General features: G+C 60.1%; 12 protein-coding genes and 2 tRNA genes. 6 read left to right on the top strand and 8 right to left on the bottom strand.

Annotation, left to right across the window (positions count from 1 at the left end; all coding sequences use genetic code 11):
* Positions 1 to 218: 218 nt before the first annotated feature.
* Together HMPREF2845_RS01130 and HMPREF2845_RS01125 are read right to left on the bottom strand one after the other, a co-directional pair.
* The gene (locus HMPREF2845_RS01130) at positions 219 to 2,546 is read right to left on the bottom strand and encodes an extensin (protein WP_070633673.1); all 2,328 of its coding nucleotides are present in this window, start codon (positions 2,544 to 2,546) and stop codon (positions 219 to 221) included.
* Positions 2,547 to 2,565: 19 nt separating this feature from the next.
* Positions 2,566 to 3,159, bottom strand: a complete 594-nt coding sequence (locus tag HMPREF2845_RS01125) for a hypothetical protein (RefSeq protein WP_049346149.1) — start codon at positions 3,157 to 3,159, stop codon at positions 2,566 to 2,568.
* Positions 3,160 to 3,449: 290 nt separating this feature from the next.
* Here HMPREF2845_RS01125 and purB point away from each other — a divergent pair, with 290 nt between their 5' ends.
* A complete protein-coding gene (gene purB, locus HMPREF2845_RS01120) occupies positions 3,450 to 4,883 on the top strand; it encodes an adenylosuccinate lyase (protein WP_049346150.1) in 1,434 nt (477 codons plus the stop codon).
* Positions 4,884 to 4,992: 109 nt separating this feature from the next.
* Here purB and HMPREF2845_RS01115 read toward each other — a convergent pair whose 3' ends face one another.
* Positions 4,993 to 5,874, bottom strand: a complete 882-nt coding sequence (locus HMPREF2845_RS01115) for a hypothetical protein (protein ID WP_049346152.1) — start codon at positions 5,872 to 5,874, stop codon at positions 4,993 to 4,995.
* A gap of 271 nt (positions 5,875 to 6,145) precedes the next feature.
* Here HMPREF2845_RS01115 and HMPREF2845_RS01110 point away from each other — a divergent pair, with 271 nt between their 5' ends.
* Entirely contained in the window at positions 6,146 to 7,207 is a 1,062-nt protein-coding gene (locus HMPREF2845_RS01110; RefSeq protein WP_070633672.1) for an EamA family transporter, read from the top strand.
* A 190-nt stretch (positions 7,208 to 7,397) separates the two neighbouring features.
* Positions 7,398 to 8,372, top strand: coding sequence for an EamA family transporter (locus HMPREF2845_RS01105; RefSeq protein ID WP_070633671.1), 975 nt, complete (start codon positions 7,398 to 7,400; stop codon positions 8,370 to 8,372).
* A 158-nt stretch (positions 8,373 to 8,530) separates the two neighbouring features.
* Here HMPREF2845_RS01105 and HMPREF2845_RS01100 read toward each other — a convergent pair whose 3' ends face one another.
* Positions 8,531 to 9,319 (bottom strand): spermidine synthase, encoded by a 789-nt coding sequence (locus tag HMPREF2845_RS01100; protein WP_049346157.1) that lies wholly within the window; start codon positions 9,317 to 9,319, stop codon positions 8,531 to 8,533.
* Positions 9,319 to 10,083 (bottom strand): DsbA family protein, encoded by a 765-nt coding sequence (locus tag HMPREF2845_RS01095; RefSeq protein ID WP_049346158.1) that lies wholly within the window; start codon positions 10,081 to 10,083, stop codon positions 9,319 to 9,321. The genes HMPREF2845_RS01100 and HMPREF2845_RS01095 overlap by 1 nt, the downstream gene beginning before the upstream one ends.
* 320 nt (positions 10,084 to 10,403) lie before the next feature.
* Here HMPREF2845_RS01095 and HMPREF2845_RS01090 point away from each other — a divergent pair.
* Together HMPREF2845_RS01090 and HMPREF2845_RS01085 are read left to right on the top strand one after the other, a co-directional pair.
* Positions 10,404 to 10,478 (top strand) — tRNA-Thr (locus HMPREF2845_RS01090).
* 105 nt (positions 10,479 to 10,583) lie between these two features.
* Positions 10,584 to 10,850 carry a hypothetical protein gene (locus HMPREF2845_RS01085; RefSeq protein WP_005504446.1) on the top strand — a complete coding sequence of 89 codons (267 nt, stop codon included), beginning with the start codon at positions 10,584 to 10,586 and terminating at the stop codon, positions 10,848 to 10,850.
* Positions 10,851 to 10,976: 126 nt separating this feature from the next.
* On the opposite strand, the gene HMPREF2845_RS01080 is transcribed toward HMPREF2845_RS01085, so the two are convergent.
* The 3 genes from HMPREF2845_RS01080 to HMPREF2845_RS01070 all read right to left on the bottom strand — a co-directional run bounded on the left by HMPREF2845_RS01080 (position 10,977) and on the right by HMPREF2845_RS01070 (position 13,869).
* Entirely contained in the window at positions 10,977 to 11,852 is an 876-nt protein-coding gene (locus tag HMPREF2845_RS01080; protein ID WP_044150069.1) for an HpcH/HpaI aldolase/citrate lyase family protein, read from the bottom strand.
* A gap of 218 nt (positions 11,853 to 12,070) precedes the next feature.
* Positions 12,071 to 12,610: a hypothetical protein gene (locus HMPREF2845_RS01075; RefSeq protein WP_049358270.1), complete on the bottom strand. Its 540-nt coding sequence runs from the start codon at positions 12,608 to 12,610 to the stop codon at positions 12,071 to 12,073.
* 248 nt (positions 12,611 to 12,858) lie between these two features.
* The gene (locus HMPREF2845_RS01070) at positions 12,859 to 13,869 is read right to left on the bottom strand and encodes an NAD(P)H-quinone oxidoreductase (protein ID WP_049340389.1); all 1,011 of its coding nucleotides are present in this window, start codon (positions 13,867 to 13,869) and stop codon (positions 12,859 to 12,861) included.
* 125 nt (positions 13,870 to 13,994) lie between these two features.
* Here HMPREF2845_RS01070 and HMPREF2845_RS01065 point away from each other — a divergent pair.
* Positions 13,995 to 14,082: transfer RNA gene (locus HMPREF2845_RS01065), tRNA-Ser, on the top strand.
* Positions 14,083 to 14,299 lie beyond the last annotated feature (217 nt).

The following is a 14,299-nucleotide window of genomic DNA, read 5'->3' as shown; positions in this document are numbered from 1 at the left end:
GCGGGCGGCTCGGAGGCTAACGCTTCTCACCTGGAGAGCAGGTCGCGAGCAAGCTGTACCTGTGCAGGTAGCAGAGACTAGCCGCGAGCGCTGTACGCATAGATGGAGGGGCGCCGCCGGGGTTGTTCCCAGCGGTGCCCCTCCTTTTCTCTTCTCTACTCTACTCGTCCCCTCCACCCTCCACCGAGCCGTCAAGATTGGTTCTTGAGGCTGGGCTTTTAGACCATCAGGGGTTCACGCTCCTCGATGGGAGTCAAATCCTCGGGAGGGCCTGGTGCGCGGAACCCGGGGTCGATGTTCTCGGGCGGAGTCGGTGCGAGGAATCCCGGGTCAATGCTCTTGGGCCGGAGCATGGGCGCGGGTTTCAGCCCCGGCAGAGTGGGGATGAGCGACTCAACGCCGTCGTAGTCTCCGCCCTGCCCGGCTCCGAAGATTGGAGGATTCTTGAGCGCGGAACCTACATTAGGGAGCTGCAGGCGATCGATGATTGGCTGAGTAACAGCCTTTTCGATGTGCGTATGCAGATCTGCAGGTTTGGGCAGAATGTTCGGCGGGATTAGACCTGCAGGGGGTAGCTGCCCCTCTGCCTCGATTCGAGTGGGCATCTTGATGGGCGCAGGCTCCGGACGACTCAGGTCCACCGGCATATTGATGGGGGCAGGTTCGGGGCGACTCAGGTCGCCCGGCATATTGATGGCGGGCGGAATATTCTGCGGGTTGTATCCCTGCAGGAGGGGCACCTTGGGCATCTGCGGCACGGGGGTTTCGGGCCAGGCAGGCTTCGGGTTCTGAGGCTTTTCCTGCGGAGTCGGCTCGGGGTAAGGGAGACGAGGCTTGCCTGCCTCCCATGCGTCTTTAGTCCCTTGTTTGATTTTTTCCGCCTTATTTTTGGCGTCCTGAACGCCCCTAACCTTACCGTCTGTTGCTTGTACAATCACTTCGTCTAGGCCCTGCTCATCAATCTTAACTCCCGACATGTAGGCTTGACCTGTGTAAGCTCCGATACGTGCGATCGTTACTTTAGTTCGTTCAGCCGAGCTGTACCCGTCTGGCATAGCAGAGCCCGAGGTAACCTTCTGTTCCCCCAGCACATACTCTTTACCGTCCATCGCGGCACGCATACCGCCAAATACCGCTCCACTATATCCTTCGCGTTCTAGGGCTTCTCGGTATTTTTCGCCACTATGTTTAGGGTTCTGGACGGTAATTGCTGTATCACGTTCATCAGGACGCCAGCCTCCCTCTTCCCTCCGTGCACTATCCGGAACAATATCGCCTTCACCTTCTACATAATCCACGGCGAAACCACGGCGTTTGGCAGGCAAGCCTCGTAGCGGAGTACCTTGAGCATAGATACCCACGATATTGATTTCCTTAGCAACCTCGAGACTATTAGCCATGTTGTAGGCAATCATGGCTCCCTGACTGAAACCCTCCATGTACACACGGGCACCCTGCGGTGCTCCAGCATCACGGAGAGCCTGCAAAACCATCTGGTAAGCAGAGTTCTTCGTGGTATCTTCACCTAAGGTTTCACGTACGGCACCTGCCGGGTCCATGGGAGAACCACCCAAGGAATTAAAGTTAGTACCCGGAATACTCACGACGTATAGAGCATGGGCGGGGTCGCCTTCGTGTCCTGCTTCGTACATGACGGTGACGAGCACGGCACCGCGTTCACCCTTAGTCGGGTCCTGCTGGGAACGTTCAAACTCCTGGTCCTGCGCCTGAGCCGCCGCAAGCAGGCGATCCGAGCTGGCACCTACAGAGAGCTGGCTTTTCTCGCCACGATGTGCAGCAACACCGTATTGATCAGCTGAGGTAGTGCGCACATTATAAGCTTTTTTCCCAGTAGCCTTGATGAGGCTGGTTCCAGAAAGTCCGAACGCACCACCACCCAGTGCCTTTCGAACAAGTCCTCGCGGAATGCCAAACATGTCTGCAAGGCGGTCAAATGTTCGCTGACGAGCAATTTCGGGGTTCAAATTGGCATCCATATAGGCGGTGAAGCCGAAAAGAATACCCGCTACGAGAGGCGAATACGGAAGCGTCCGAGATGCCGCAAAGTACCCAAGCTCGGGAATGGTGAGCTTCAAGAGGTAGGTAGCTTCGCCGGGTTCTCCGGCGATGAGTCCGCGCAGGTGGTCTCGGGTGCTGCGTCCGTCGGGTAGCTTGCCGTCCTTTGCGATGCCCATGGAGTCGAACCAGCCTGCGACAATATTTTCGGTCTGCAGGTAGGAGCTGTGAGCGGCACGGACAGCAGCTGCGGTGGTGCCGAACTTTGCGGCACTCATACCGAGGTCTGCAGCGACGCCGGTGCAGAGGGCGGCAGCCTGCTGGGCGCGTCCGTTGATGCCGAGGAAGAGCCGGGTTTCAGCGGCGATGCCAAGAATGGGCATGGTGCGGTCGGCGCAGGTGCGGCTGACGGTGTCGAGCCCGTCGGCGATGGCGGGCATTTCTTCAAGGGCGACGCTGATGGTGCCTGCGGTGGGCCCTGCGGAGTTGCTGAGGTCACCGATGGGCGCAACGGTGGGTCCGGTAATCATGGTGTCTCCTAGGGGGAGGTTAGTGGGTTCGGATGAGCGAGCTCAGCCCGTCGGGCAGGTTCACGTGCATGAGTGAATCGAGCGTTGACTGGGCTTTTTGCACGCCTGAGCGGGCGATGATTTCGCCGGGGTTGAGCTTTTCGAGGGCGTCGGCGGCGCTGTCGGCGAGTTTGCCGAGTAGGTTATCTACGGCGGAGGCGGCAGCTTGGATTGCTTGGGCTTTGGAGGTCAGGTCGTTGGCGAGTTCTTCACCGGCGGCGGCGATCATGGCGGCGGTGCCTTCGGCTTGTTCGGCTTGGTTGCGGATTTTTTCGCGATGTTCTTCGAGTTGTCGCCGATAGGCGCGTCCGGCTTCGGATGCCCAGCGGTCGCCGTTGAGTTCGTTGGCGCGTTGGTGTGCGGTGCGGATTTCTTGGGCTTCGGTGCGCATCCTGTGGGCGAGTTCTGCCCCTTTGGCGCGGGCGAGGGTGGCAGCCGCCATGAGCTGTTCGGCGAGGGCGTGGCCGGCGGCGGTGCCGATGCCCATGTGTCCTGCTGCGCGGAGGATATCGGTTGGTTCGATTCTGGGCAGTTGGGGTGCGTGAGGTGGTGCGGTGTCGACGATTGTGTTCACGGGGCGTCCTTTCGGTGGTTGGACTGGTTGTTTGTGCGCCTGTTTCTGTCCTGTGTTTGGGTTTGTTTTAGGCTAAATCTGCCGCGGTGACCGTGCAGGTGGAGTGCGCCAACCTGTGGATAACTCAAGCTTGTTTCGAAAAATTCGCACGTTTTGCGTCCTCAAAACCCAAAAATGCCCCCTCCGCGCCCCCTCGTTTTGTCATATTTCTGTAACTAACCAAGCCGCCCGTCACGTCCATATGCTCTTCCCGCCTCTTTTTTTCAGCGAATTCATGCAAAAATAGAGCTATGTCTCACACCAATAACACCTTCTTGCCTTCTGGCCGTATTGACCTGGGCACCGGCGAACTTGCGCTGGGCCCCCTCGACGGACGCTACGCATCCGTAACCGCGCCCCTGACCAACTACCTTTCTGAGGCGGCTCTGAACCGCGACCGCATCCACGTTGAGGTTGAGTGGTTCATTTACCTGTGCGAGCACGAGGTGCTGCCGGGTCTGTCCCCGCTGAGCGAGGAGCAGAAGAAGGGCCTGCGCGCCATCGTGACCGATTTCAACGCTGATTCTGTGGCGGAGCTGGCTGAGATTGAGGCTGTCACCGTTCACGATGTGAAGGCGGTCGAGTACTACATTGGCCGCCGTCTGGAGGGCCTGGGCCTGGGTCACCTGGTGCCGCTGGTTCACTTCGGTTGCACCTCCGAAGACATTAACAACCTCTCCTACGCGCTGGGTATCAAGGACGCCGTTGAGAACGTGTGGATCCCCGCCGCGGAGGAGCTGATTGATGTTCTGCTGAAGCTGGCTGAGGAAGGCCGCGACGTGCCGATGCTGTGCCGCACTCACGGCCAGCCGGCGACCCCCTCCACTTTGGGCAAGGAGATGGGCGTGCTCGCCTACCGCCTGAAGCGCCAGGTCAAGCACGTGAAGGCGACAGAGTTCCTCGGCAAGATTAATGGTGCGACCGGTACTTACGCCGCGCACTACGCCTCGGTGCCGAGCACTGATTGGCAGAAGATTTCTCGTGGTTTTGTGGAGCACCTGGGCCTGACCTGGAACCCGCTGACCACCCAGATTGAGTCGCACGACTGGCAGGCTGAGCTGTACTCGGATATCGCTCATTTCAACCGCGTGCTGCACAACCTCTGCACCGATGTGTGGAGCTACATTTCGATTGGTTTCTTCCGTCAGATTCCGGTGGCTGGTGCGACCGGCTCGTCGACTATGCCGCACAAGGTGAACCCGATTCGTTTTGAGAATGCGGAGGCTAACCTGGAGCTGTCGAACGCTCTGCTGGATTCGCTGGGTTCGACCCTGGTGACTTCTCGTTGGCAGCGTGACCTGACCGACTCGTCGGCGCAGCGCAATATTGGTGTGGCGTTTGGTCACTCGGTGCTGGCTATCTCTAACGTGGTGAAGGGCTTGCAGCGTCTGGATATTGCGGCCGATGTTATTTCTGCTGATCTGGATTCCAACTGGGAGGTTCTGGCTGAGGCAATTCAGATGGTGATGCGCGCTGAGGCTATCGCGGGTGTTCCCGGCATGGAGAACCCGTACGAGCGTCTAAAGGAGCTGACTCGCGGGCACCGCGTGGATGCAGCTCGTCTGAAGGAGTTCGTGGCTACTCTGGGCCTCTCCCCCGAGGCTGAGGCGCGTCTGTCGGCTCTGACTCCGCACACCTATAACGGTATTGCGGCTCAGCTGCTGGACCATGCGAAGAACGCTTAGTCCGTAGCAAAGATATAAACAAAAGACCCCGGGTCCCTGCATTCAGGGATTCGGGGTCTTTAGCGTGTTGGGTCTTCGCTATGTTCCGGTTTTATGACCGGCGAGGATTTTAGCGGCCGAGCATGCGGTGGTGACCGGTTTCGGTGTCGTTGCCCTTGTCGCGGGTGAAGACCTTGCCTACAGCCTTACCTGCGTCCTTGACGCCCTTGAGCAGGGAGCCAGCCACGCCGGAGGAGCCGTCCGAACCTTCGCCGCCCTGTACGCGCGGTGCACGCGGGGTAATCATGAGCTCTGCGGGGAAGTAGGCGGGCGCGTCGCCGAAGGCTCGGCGGGTGTTGCGCACGACGTCCTTGCCGAGGGTCAGGTTCGCGCCACCGCCAACGACTGCGCCCACGCCGAAGGGCAGGGCACGGCCGAGCAGTGCACCGGTCTGGCGGGTGAGGAAGCGGCGGATGAACATGTTTCGGATGGTACGTTCGACGCTGAACATCTTGCCGCTGGAGGAGTTGCCGAGCAGCATGCCCCACTTGTTGGAGACACCGCCTGCCTTGCCGGTCTGCAGCAGCACGGTGTTCATGAGCTGGGAGCCTTCTTCGCCGAGCATGATTGCCATGACCATGGAGCGGGCGGTTTCGGGGTCGTGTACGTGCACGCCGTGCAGTTCTGCGACTGCCTGGGCGTAGAGTGCGGTGCGTTCGAGGTAGCCGCCGACTGCGAGCGCGGACAGGCTCATGGAGGTGACGGTGCCGACGCCGGGCACGAATGCGGATGCGCCGGTGACGCCGCCGATGGCGGTGATGTCACGCAGGTAGGTGCGGTCGAGGCGCTTGTGGATTTGTTCGGGGGTTTCGTCGGGGTGTGCTTCACGCAGTTTTTTGACGATGGACAGCGCGAGCGGTCGTTGCATGCGCAGTACGTTGTCGAGGGTGGTGGTCAGTGCGGGACGGGGGTTGCCGTCTTCATCGAATAGAGACTTCTTCGGGTCAAGCATGCTCTCAGTAAATCACGGCTTGGTGAATTTTTCCTGAATATGGGGCCTGTGGTGGGGTTTGGGGGGTGAAATTTCACCGAGGGCGTGGAGGTTTTTGATCGCTTGTTAGGGTGTTTTGGTCTTTATTTGCGCCCAATTTTAAAGCGCGTAAAATTGTCGTAGATTACACACTATTCATTGTTTGCATAGTGCGTGACCTGCTTCACGGAGATTCGGGTTGCGCCTGATGACAGATAGCGGCTAATACCTCTTCTGAATCCTAAGGAATACTATGACTTCTTCCACCCATACGCCCAATGCTGCGCGTTCTCCCCTGGCGACTCAGGGGCTGGGTGTTGTGTACGCGACCGGCGCGATTATTTCGGCGCAGTTCGGTGCGGCTCTTGCCAAGCAGCTCATGGGCGATTTGGGCCCCTGGGGCGTGGTCGCTCTGCGCCTGCTGACATCTTCTATCCTGCTGTGGGTGTTCTTCCGCCCGCAGATTCGTTCGTGGACCCGTCAGCAGTGGATGGCGGTCATTGTCCTCGGTGTCGCCCTGACCGGTGCGAATGCCTTCTTCTATGTGGCTATTGAGCAGGTTCCGCTAGCAATTGCGGTGGCTATTGAGTTTATGGGTCCGCTGGTGCTGGCGACGGTTATGTCGCGCCGTAAGCTGGACCTGGTGTGGATTGCTCTGTCATTTACGGGCATGGCGATTCTGACTGCTGAGTCCCAGGCGAAGCCTGAAGATTTCGCGTTGATGGGTGTGGTTTTCGCAATCCTGACCGCTATTTCTCGTGCCGCCTATATTCTGGCGACTGAGAAGGTTGGCGCTCTGATTCCGGGTATGGGCGGCATGGTCGTGGGTAACGTTGTCTCTACCCTGCTGGTTCTGCCGTTCCCGTTCCTGATAAGCGGCAATAACCTGTTGAAGGTCACCCAGGATGTGCACCTGCTGGCTATTGGCTGCCTGATGGGTCTGCTGGCTTCTGCCCTGCCGGCGCTGGGTGAGGTTTCTTCGCTGCGTCTGCTGCCCGCGCACATTTATAGCGTGGTGCTGTCCCTGGAGCCTGCGATTGCGGCGGCTGTGGGTATTGTGATGCTTGGTGAAGCTACCGGCCTGGTTCGTTGGGTTGCTATTGCTCTGCTGGTGGCGGCGAGTATCGGTATTTCGATTTCTCACGCTCGTGCGCAGAAGAAGGCGCAGGAGGACGGCACGCTGGAGGATGCGGACCATTACCTGCCGGGTGCGGTGGATGCGCACGCGGTGGATATTGCGCAGATGGCGACTAACTCTATTACGATTCCGTCGGCTGAACAGATTAAGGCTGACCGTGAGGCGAAGGGCCTCTAATCTACTGAACTGTAGCCGTGTCAACGGCTTCTAGCCCCCACCCCCCCCGGGTAACGAGTAGGATAGTATCTCGTGTTGCCCGGGGGGCGCGCTCTTTAAACGGCGCTATTGGAGCGTTCGTTCTGCCCCGTAGCGGCACAGCATGCACACGTGGAGAAGTACCGCCTTGTGAGGCGCAGGAAGGAGAATCATGCCGCATACTTCATCTCAACGCCCCGCACTGGGCATTATGTTTGTGCTGATGTCCTGCTCATCGCTGCAGTTCGGTGCCGCGTTCGCGATTACTCTTTTCCCGCTGTTTGGTGCTCTAGCTATTAGCGTCAGCCGCCTGGCGATTGCTTCCATAGTGGTGGGTAGCGCCGTGTGGTTGGCGGCGCGTTGGCGTACCCGCCGCGGCGGCGAAATGCCGCCGGGTGCGCTGTCTTGGTCGAAGGAGCAGTGGCGTGCCGTCATCATTTTCGGTATGACTTTCGGTCTGATGAACGGCTTCTTCTATTGCGCGATTGACCACATCCCGATTGGTTTGGCGGTTGCGGTGGAGTTCTTGGGCCCGCTGGCGTTGGCGTCCATGCTGACGCGCAGGCTCCGCGACGCGGTGTGGGTGCTCTGCGCCCTGGCGGGCATGCTGGTGCTCGGCTACGAGGCGGCGGTCGGCAAGGATACCGACTACCTGGGTCTGACGTTCGCGCTGATTGCTGGCGTGTTCTGGGCGCTGTATATTCGCTCGAGCGCGAAGGTGGGTGCCCTGGTTCCGGGTGCGAGCGGTCTGGCGGTTGCGATGCTTGTTGGTGCCGCATTCATTGCCCCGGTGGCAGCGGTTGTTCCGGCTCCTCAGCCGATGTGGAATGCGGCGCAGGATCCGATGCTGCTCCTCATGATTTTTGGTACCGCGATGTTCGCTTCGGTGATTCCCTATAGCGCGGAGCTGATGGCTCTGCGCAACCTGCCGCAGCAGGTGTTTAGCGTGCTGATGAGCATGGAACCGGCGATTGCGGCGATTGCCGGTTGGGCGTTGCTGGATCAGGAGACCGGCCCGATTCGTTGGGTGGCGATTTTCCTGCTGATGACTGCAAGTGTGGGCATTACGCTGACCACCACCAAGGGTAATTCCCACAAGCAGAAGGATGACGGCAAGGATCCCGTCCCCATGCCGCTACCCGAGTAAAGCCAAAGTCCCGAGTAAAACCAAAGTCCTGAGTAAAAATCCAAATTCTGCCGGCGTACGGCGTGCGGCGTACAGAAAGCCCTATAGAAAACTCATAGAAAAAACCGTTGAGGCGGGTACCTGGTTGGTACCCGCCTCAACGGTTTTGTATGTCAGGTTTAGCTCTCGGCCAGCTCGTCCAGCAGGTCGCGGAGCTCATCGGTGGTGAGCACTTCCGCCGGATGCGGACCCATCGCGTACAGCCGGTCCTGGGTGTCCTCGTCCAGCTCGCGGGCGGTGCCAACCAGCACGAGGTTGCCTTCGTTCTGCCCGCTGAGCATGGAGCTCTCGCACAGGCACCACACGTGGTCAAAGACTTCCAGCATGGCGGTTGCCTGCAGCTGGAAGAAGGGCAGACCCGCGTCGTCGCCCACGTTGATGGCGACCATGCCGCGCTCGCTCAGGGCGTCCTTGAGTTCGCGGTAGAAGTCGCGGTTCGCCAGGTGGGCGGGTGCGTCCATGCCGGTGAAGATGTCGAGAATGATCGCATCAAAACCGGGCACGCCCAGCAGTTCGGGCAGGTTCGCCAGCTGCTCGCGGGCATCCCCCACCACAAGCTGGCAGTCGGTGCCTGCGGGTAGCGGCAGGCGGTCCGTCACGAAGCCCATGAGCTCGGGCTCAATATCCACGGCAACCTGGCGGGAGCCGGGGCGGGTCGCCTGAATATAGCGCACGAGGGTGAGCGCACCGGCGCCCAGGTGTGCTGCGGTGATGGGTTCGCCGGCGGGTGCGAGCGCATCCACCGCGTTTGCGATGCGGCGCAGGTACTCGTAGAACACGTAGTCGGGGTTCTGCACGTCCACGTGGGACTGCTCGGCGCCACCGATTTCGAGGACGTAGCCGTGGTCGCTGAACCCGTCGGGGTGAATTTCGGCGCGCTGACCGCCGGAGAGCTGAATGTGTGCCACTACTTCACGCCAGCTTCACGCTTGAAGGTGCTGACCAGGTCATCCACCGAGGAGGAGGAATCCAGGCCCTCAACGACCTTGTCGTTCACGGCGAAGGTGGGGGTGCCCTTCACACCGATCTTCACGGCGTGCTCGTAGTCGCGTTGGATGGGCTTGACGGTGTCGGAGGCGAGTAGGACCTTGTCGAATTCTTCGACGTTCAGGCCCAGTTCCTTGGCGTAGTCGTTGAAGAGGGTGCGCAGCTTATCGCGTTCTTTGATGTTCTTCCAGTCGTTCTGGGTGGCGAAGAGCTTGTTCGCCATTTCAACGTGCTTACCCTGAGCTGCTGCGGCTTCTACGGCGAGCGCGGCGGGTACGGCGTTGGCGTGCATGTTCAGCGGCATGTGACGCACAGTCACGTTCATGATGCCGTCAAGCTTCTTGGCGGCTTCTTCAAACTTAGGTTCTGCCTTAGCGCAGTAGGGGCACTGGTAGTCGGTGTACAGGGTTGCGGTGCCTGCACCGGGTACTTCGCGGTTGAGGCGGTAACCGACGTAGCCGTCATCGGCGGTTGCCGAAGCAGTACCCGAAGGGTCAGCGGATGCCGAAGCGCTCGCGGATGCACTTGCCGAGGTAGCGGCGGTGCTTGCAGATGCGCTCGCCGAACCGCTCGCAGACGCCGATGCGGAAGGCTGGGAGGAGCTGGAACCGCATGCGCTCAGCCCCAGGGCGGCGGCGGGCACTACGCCCAGTAGCAGGGTGCGGCGGTTGAGGGGTGAAGTCATGGTGGTTCCTCTCTCTACGGGTGGCGGGCTGGCCTGTTTGCTACATCTGTGGTTGATTAATCTGTGGTTGATGTGCACTCTGAGGTGCTGTCAGCCGCCGTGGGTATAGGGTTTATTGTATGCCTCTGCCCTGAACTTTCCCTATCTTCGGGCGGGTTTGCGGGGTGAATGCAGTGCACACCATAGCCGCCCTGTCGCCTGCTCCCAGCTGCGGGGCCGGTGTTGAAAGTAATTAGCCTCTCCCCCGCCTTTTTGGTACTATTGCGGGGTATGCACTGTTCACCGGTTGCTTTCGGGCAGTTGAGAACGGCAGCATATGCGCCTCTATAGCTCAGGGGTAGAGCATTTCCCTCGTAAAGAAAAGGTCGTGGGTTCGAATCCCACTGGGGGCTCCACATCCGCCGTAACGCGTGCCGGTTTCCGGTGTGTTGCGGCGGTTTTTAGCATCTGAGAGTTGTCGTTTTCTCGAAGATGTCACCGTCGAACTTTAGGAGATTCTCATGTCTTCTCGATCCGCATCCGCTAAGCGCCAGAGTGGCCGTGCGCAGGCAGGTCGCGCCGCTGCGGGCTCTGCACGCCCGATGAGCCCCACGATGCGTTTTGCTCTGGTGTACGTGCTGGCGCTGGTGGTTTCCCTGGCGGTGTGGTTCTTCTACCGTTCCGTGTATGAGGATGACACCTCGTTCCTGGTGCCGATTGTGATTTCCTTGGTGACTTCGTACGTGTGCGCTCATGCGCTGACGGGCGGCAAATCGCCCCGCAACTAGACCGCCGACCAGCAGCCCGCCAGGCTGTAGCCTCGTGAGGTTTCAGGCAGACAAAAGCCGCGCATCCGGTTCCCCGCTCGGGGGTCGGATGCGCGGCTTTTTACGTGTGTACTTTAGACCAGCGCCTTACTTGGATGCGCGCTGGAAGTCGCTGTCGGTCTTGCCCCACAGGCCGTAGACCTTGGCGAGTTCCTTGACCTTCTTTGCACGCAGGTAGCGCGGCAGGTAGGAGCCGTCGCGGGGGCCGTCGAGGGGCACGTCGAGCATCTGGTGTGCTTCTTCGATTTCGAGCTCGCTCGGGGAGAATGCCGCGTTGATGGTCTCAGCCTGGCGAATGTCGAGGGTGATCTTACCGGTCATGCCGTGGTCGTTCGCGTAGCCGCATGCCTTGGAGAGGTCAGCGCCGTATGCGCCGAGGGTCGGGCCGTCGATGGGGCCGGGCAGACCGCCCAGGGTGGAGGCAATCACCAGTTGCGAACGCACGTAGGCGAGCGCCATGGGGGTTGCGGAGGAGCCGGTGTCGCGGCGGTAGTCGCCTGCGCCGAATGCGAGGCGGAAAGTGCCGATTGCGCGCGCAATTTCGATGGAGTGGTGCACGCCGAGTGCGGACTCGATCAGCGCGATGATGGGGGTTCCGGGGGGCAGCTCGGCTGCGGTGCGGTCAATGTCGGTGGCGTGCTCTGCGGTAGCGAGCATGACGCCTCGCAGGCCCTTCACGTTCTTGAGGGCCTTGACGTCCTTCCACCAGTGTTCGGTGGTGATGGCGTTGATTCGCACCCATGCGACGACGCCGGAGTTGAGCATACGGACGACCTGTTCGCGAGCGGCGTCCTTCTCTTCGGCGGGGCAGCCGTCTTCGAGGTCGATAATGATGGAGTCGGCCTCGGATTCGAAGGCCTCTTCAAAGACTTCTTCGGAGGAGTTGGCGCGCACGAGGAGCCAGGAGCGTGAGAGGCTGGGGCGCAGCTGACGCGCACGCTCATTGCGGTGGAATTCAAACATGGTGTGTGACTTCTTCCGTGAATTGTATATGCATTGGGTTGTGCCGTAGAGGGGCAGGAAAAAGCCTGCGGTTCTTCCGCGCGTACCATCGCATTGTGTCGTCACCTCCATTGTGACGGAACCGCATAAGAAGTGTCCTACACCTCTTCTTTAAGCGTATCGCCTGTTGAGGTGCACATCAAACTAACCCGCCTGTTGACCGCAATTTAGGCCCTGTGTTATGCCTCAATCAGCTGGGTGCGGCCCACGGGGATTCCATCGTCGAAGGTCAGCTTGCCGGCGGCTTCCTTCTGGGCGCGCTGAATCAGACGCTCAGCGTCTTCAATGTGCTGGATGACGGTTTCCACGCGGCGGTGCACGCTCACCTGGCGGTCGCATCCGGTGGCACAATTGCCGAAGCAGCGTGCCATGGCGAGCGCTTCGGCGCAGAGTGCCACGGCGTTGCCCGCCTTGGAGAGGGCGCGGTTCAGGTCGGAGTAGGTGCCGAACGGGGAGGCGGGAATATCGCCGTCGCTGGGGGCGAGGCGGTGCGCTTCCATGGCGACTGCACGCACGCGCGGGATGAGGTCGGCGAGCGCGTTTGCATCCGGCACGATGAGCTCGATCATGGAGTCGGATGAGTCGGTTGCCGCTAGGCGTTCGAGGACCTGGTGGAAGCGGTCGATACCGCGAATGAACCGGTCGTGGGATCGGCGCCAGATGCCTTTGCCGAGCTCGGCGTCGTCGCGGCGCGATTGCAGGTAGCTTTTAAGTCCCATGTGCCCTCCTCTGCGTGGTGTGTGTGCCGTGTTGGTTGGTCGGTGGAGGCTGCCGGCGATGGGCTCTGCGGCGACCCGCAAACCTCCCTATACTTAGGTTACCCTAAATCTCTTTTGGTGACGAGATGTCAGCAGTCAACTGTTTATTTCAAACCCAGATTTTCTTCACGCCGCTCACGCGACGCTCCCCGCAGCGCCAGTCTAAAATGGCACCGGCCTAAAATAGCACCGCAGGGGCGCAGCGATTTCTAGACCATGCGCAGCACAATCTTGCCGCGATGCTGACCGGAGTCGAAGTATTCGTGGGCGGCAGCCGCCTCCTCCATGTCGAAGATACGGTCCAGACCCACGCCAATCCTGCCGGATTCAATCAGCGGCAGCACGTGTTCGCGTACACCTCGCAGAATCTCAGCCTTCTGATGATCCGAACGGGTACGCAGGCTCGTAGCGTGCACCGACAGGCGGCGGGAGAGCATATACCCCAGGTTCACTTCTGCTTTGGCGCCGCCCATCAGACCGATAATGCACAGGTGCCCGCCGTCGGCGAGGGTGTGCAGATTGTCGTCCAGGTACTTTCCGCCCACGACGTCGAGGATGTAGTCAGCGCCGCGTCCGCCAGTTTCAGCCAGCAGAACTTCACGGAACGAATGTTCTGTATAAATAATGGGTTCCGCACCTAGTAAGCGCACATATTCTGCTTTTTCCTCGGTTCCCACGGTTGCAAACACGCGGGTACCTACGGCGAGCGCCAGCTGAATAGCGTGCACACCGATACCGCCGGTACCACCGTGCACGAGCACCACCGCGGGTTCACCGTCTTCCTTGAGGTTTTCGGCGGGGTTCATGCTCATACCACAGGTGAGAACCAGGTTCGAGTAGACGGTTGCCGCGACTTCGGGAATACCGGCGGCTTCGGCAAAACTCAGCTGTTCGGGTACGGGCAGCACGTGGTCGACCGGTACGGTCACGTAGTCGGCGTAGCCGCCTCCAGCGAGGAGCGCCATGACGGGGGTGCCGCAGTTCTCCACGGAGGCGCCTTCACCGACCGCTTCAATGACGCCGGCTACTTCGAGGCCGTAGATGGCGCTCGCGCCGGCGGGCGGCGGGTAGAATCCGCGGCGCTGCAGGGCGTCGGCGCGGTTGATTCCGGCGGCGTGAACACGGACGAGAACTTCGTGGGATCGGGGTACGGGGGCGGGGACTTCGCTGATTGTCAGAGCCTCAGGTCCGCCGTGACTGTTCTCAATAATTGCTCTCATGAGTCCTCCTCATTGCCGGAAGCACCATCGTTGGTGCGCGATTTACAGAAAGCTTATCGCATGAGATAATCTCGTAGTGCCCTGCGGCACGGTATTGCCATAAAATGCCGGTCTCTGGTGCGTATGGATGGTTGTCCGAGCGGCCGAAGGAGCTGGTCTTGAAAACCAGTAGGCGGTGACCCCGTCTCAAGGGTTCAAATCCCTTACCATCCGCGTTTTAGCTTCTGCTCCACGTGTGGAGCGCAAAGAGCCCCGTTCCTCGTATTGAGGAACGGGGCTCTTTGCATACGCCGTTTTGAGTTACCGGAGGGCGTCGTCAGTTGATTTGTGACAAGGCATTCGCAATATACATGAAGAGGGCGGCGATACCGATGAAAAAGCATAGCCCCAGCCAGTTGAGAATACGACCCGCTAGGGCAGGTACACCGTG

This window comes from Rothia sp. HMSC065B04, from assembly GCF_001812285.1.
Taxonomy (GTDB): Bacteria; Actinomycetota; Actinomycetes; order Actinomycetales; family Micrococcaceae; genus Rothia; species Rothia mucilaginosa.
The sequence above is the reverse complement of the archived record's forward strand: the minus strand, read 5'-3'. Positions and strand labels throughout refer to the sequence as shown.

Excerpts from the sequence above, each read along its gene's own strand:
- HMPREF2845_RS01130 (WP_070633673.1), bottom strand. The coding sequence starts at position 2,546 with ATGATTACCGGACCCACCGTTGCGCCCATCGGTGACCTCAGCAACTCC.
- purB (WP_049346150.1), top strand. The coding sequence starts at position 3,450 with ATGTCTCACACCAATAACACCTTCTTGCCTTCTGGCCGTATTGACCTG.
- HMPREF2845_RS01115 (WP_049346152.1), bottom strand. The coding sequence starts at position 5,874 with ATGCTTGACCCGAAGAAGTCTCTATTCGATGAAGACGGCAACCCCCGT.
- HMPREF2845_RS01110 (WP_070633672.1), top strand. The coding sequence starts at position 6,146 with ATGACTTCTTCCACCCATACGCCCAATGCTGCGCGTTCTCCCCTGGCG.
- HMPREF2845_RS01105 (WP_070633671.1), top strand. The coding sequence starts at position 7,398 with ATGCCGCATACTTCATCTCAACGCCCCGCACTGGGCATTATGTTTGTG.
- HMPREF2845_RS01095 (WP_049346158.1), bottom strand. The coding sequence starts at position 10,083 with ATGACTTCACCCCTCAACCGCCGCACCCTGCTACTGGGCGTAGTGCCC.
- HMPREF2845_RS01085 (WP_005504446.1), top strand. The coding sequence starts at position 10,584 with ATGTCTTCTCGATCCGCATCCGCTAAGCGCCAGAGTGGCCGTGCGCAG.
- HMPREF2845_RS01080 (WP_044150069.1), bottom strand. The coding sequence starts at position 11,852 with ATGTTTGAATTCCACCGCAATGAGCGTGCGCGTCAGCTGCGCCCCAGC.
- HMPREF2845_RS01075 (WP_049358270.1), bottom strand. The coding sequence starts at position 12,610 with ATGGGACTTAAAAGCTACCTGCAATCGCGCCGCGACGACGCCGAGCTC.
- HMPREF2845_RS01070 (WP_049340389.1), bottom strand. The coding sequence starts at position 13,869 with ATGAGAGCAATTATTGAGAACAGTCACGGCGGACCTGAGGCTCTGACA.